Origin of the sequence: Rhodococcus chondri (assembly GCF_036327435.1) — a bacterium.
In the GTDB taxonomy this organism is placed as follows: domain Bacteria; phylum Actinomycetota; class Actinomycetes; order Mycobacteriales; family Mycobacteriaceae; genus Rhodococcus; species Rhodococcus chondri.
This window is the reverse complement of record NZ_JAUZMZ010000323.1, coordinates 1-2,420: the sequence shown is the minus strand read 5'-3', so window position 1 is coordinate 2,420 and position 2,420 is coordinate 1. Positions and strand designations below refer to the sequence as shown.

The 2,420-nt window shown below is 68.8% G+C and carries 2 protein-coding genes; both read left to right on the top strand.

Annotated elements, in window-relative coordinates:
• Nucleotides 1-138: 138 nt before the first annotated feature.
• Nucleotides 139-1,518, top strand: coding sequence for a Mu transposase domain-containing protein (locus Q8814_RS25705; RefSeq protein WP_064079849.1), 1,380 nt, complete (start codon nucleotides 139-141; stop codon nucleotides 1,516-1,518).
• Nucleotides 1,515-2,357: an IS21-like element helper ATPase IstB gene (gene istB, locus Q8814_RS25700; RefSeq protein WP_064079848.1), complete on the top strand. Its 843-nt coding sequence runs from the start codon at nucleotides 1,515-1,517 to the stop codon at nucleotides 2,355-2,357. The genes Q8814_RS25705 and istB overlap by 4 nt, the downstream gene beginning before the upstream one ends.
• Nucleotides 2,358-2,420 lie beyond the last annotated feature (63 nt).

Below are 2,420 nucleotides of genomic sequence, written 5' to 3'. Positions count from 1 at the left end.
TGACGGCGCTCGCTGAAATTCCCCAGTAACGCTCACTGAAATTCCCCACCCGTGTGGCTCCGCCAACGAGGGCGGGTCTCCCTCGATGCTGATGGTCTCTGACCACACATCAGCCAGTCGAAGGAGACCCGCGTTCACATGCTGACATGGGAGGACGATGTGGAAGTACATGCCCTACGTAAACGAGGTTGGTCGATCTCGGCGATCGCCCGCCACACCGGCAGGGACCGCAAGACCGTCCGGGCCTACCTGAACGACGAACGCACCCCTGGAGTGCGTAAACGCCGCGAACCGGACCCGTTCGAACCGTTCGTCGACTACGTCACCTGCCGGTTGTCCGAGGACCCGCATCTGTGGGCTCGCACCCTGTGCGACGAGCTCGAAGAGCTCGGATATCGGCTGTCGTATCCGACGCTGACCCGGCAGATCCGTGACCGCGGACTGCGCCCGGTGTGCGAGGCCTGCGCGACCGCCACCGACCGGGCGAACGCGATCATCGCCCATCCTGCCGGCGAGGAAACTCAGTGGGACTGGGTCGACCTGCCGAATCCACCCGCCTCCTGGGGCTGGGGCGGGATGGCGCACCTGCTGGTCGGCTCCCTGGCGCATTCGGGGCGCTGGCGCGGGATCCTGGCGCCGGCGATGACCCAGCCGCACCTCGTCGACGGCCTCGACCGCGTCAGCCGACGGCTCGGCGGTGTGACGAAGGTGTGGCGGTTCGATCGGATGGCGACCGTGTGCCACCCCGAGTCGGGCCGGGTGACGGCGAGCTTCGCCGGCGCCGCGAAGCACTACGGGGTCGCGGTGGCTATTTGCCCACCCAAAGCAGGGAACCGCAAGGGGGTGGTGGAGAAGGCCAATCACACTGCCGCCCAGCGGTGGTGGCGCACCCTGCCCGACGACGTCACGGTCGAACAGGCGCAGCAGCGCCTGGACGAGTTCTGCCGGCTGCGCGGCGATACCCGGATGCGGGCCACTGCCGACGGCAAGGCCTCGGTGGCGACCGTCGCCGCCACCGAACCGCTCACGGCGCTGCCGGCCACGCCGTATCCGGCGATCCTCACCGAACCCCGGACCGCATCCCGGCAGGCGCTGGTGTCGTACCGCGGCAACCGGTACTCGGTGCCCCCGGAGCTCGCGTCGGCGCAGGTCACCGTCACCCGGGTGCTCGGGGCCGAGGTGATCGATATCGTCACCACCGCGCAGATCACCATCGCCCGCCACCGCCTCGCCCCGGACGGCGCCGGCGTCACGGTCCGCGACCACGGCCATGTCTACGCGCTCGAGCAGGCGGCCATGGCGGCCGCCGGCTCAGCCGGTCGCCCGCACCGCCGCAAGGAACGGATCCCACCCGGGCCCGCCGCGATCGCGGCCGCGGAAGCACTGCGTCGGGGCACCAGCGAGTCGAACATGACGACCTCCGGTGCAGCCGAAACATCCCAGATGCCAACGCCATCGACCGTTATCGACCTGTCCACCTACGAGCGGGCCGCCCGCGGAAGGAACACCCTGACATGAACACCACCCCTGCCGCCGATGCGGTTCCGGCGCCGAACACCGCCGCGGCGGCCAGCCTCTACCAACGCCTGCGCGGTCATCTGGCGGTGCTCAAACTGCACGACGCCGCCGAAGCGCTGCCGGCGGTCCTCGACCGCGCCCAGAAGACCAACCTGTCGATGACCGCCGCCCTCGAAGAGCTCCTCGCCATCGAAGTCGATGCGACCGAGGCCCGCCGTTTGGCCGGGCGTTTGCGGTTCGCGTGCCTGCCGACCCCGGCGTCGCTCGAGGACTTCGACCACGACGCCGCCCCGAGCCTGGACCGGAAGTTGATCGCCGAGCTCGGCACCTGCCGCTACCTCGAGACCGCCACGAATATCCTGCTGGTCGGCCCGCCGGGGGTGGGCAAGACACACCTGTCGGTGGGGTTGGCGCGGGCCGCGGTGCACGCCGGGTACCGCACCTACTTCACCACCGCCGCCGACCTCGCCGCCCGCTGTCACCGGGCAGCGATCGAGGGCCGGTGGGCGACGACGATGCGGTTCTTCGCTGGCCCCACCCTCCTGATAATTGATGAACTGGGCTATCTCCCGTTGCCCGGCGAGGCGGCGTCTGCTTTGTTTCAGGTTGTGGCGCAACGATATCTGAAAACTTCGATCATCGTAAACACGAACCGCAGCGTGGGTGAATGGGGTGAGGTCCTCGGCGACACCACCGTCGCCGCGGCCATGCTCGACCGGTTGCTGCACCGGTCCGTCGTGCTCAACCTCGACGGCGACTCCTACCGTCTCCGCGACCACCACGCCCGCGCCGAAAACCTCCGCAAAGCCACCACCGCAACCCGGCAACCGCTACAGTAAACACCGCTCACAGGTGGGGAATTTCGCCGAGCAGAAGTGGGGAATTTCGCTGAGCCTCGTCAC